The 341-nt window shown below is 53.4% G+C and carries 1 pseudogene; it reads right to left on the reverse strand.

Annotated elements, in window-relative coordinates:
* Positions 1-341, reverse strand: a pseudogene (locus tag J3482_RS20350) (IS21 family transposase); the annotation flags it as partial.

Consider the following 341-nt stretch of genomic DNA (forward strand, 5'->3'; position numbering starts at 1 on the left):
CGGCGTCGATATACGGGAATGCACCTAGGTCGATCTGGGCCTGTTCACCAGGGCCTGTTTCGAACCGAACCGTTGCCTTGGCAGAGACAGCGGGGCGAAGCGGGTGCATAAACTCACGAAGAACCGTGATTCCACCCGTGTATCCCTGCTCCCGAATCTCTCGTAAAATCCGCTCCGCGTTCAGGACACCAAAACGCATCCGCTGTTCTACATACGGCTTATAGGGCTCCAACTTACTGCCTTTTCGTTTGGTTCCAGCTAAAGGCTTCTTTCCATCCTCCTGCTCTTGGACGACCTTTCGAATTGTCTTACGGTCATGTCCAGTTCTTCGAGAGAGTTCA

Origin of the sequence: Alicyclobacillus suci (assembly GCF_017329615.1) — a bacterium.
GTDB lineage: Bacteria > Bacillota > Bacilli > Alicyclobacillales > Alicyclobacillaceae > Alicyclobacillus > Alicyclobacillus suci.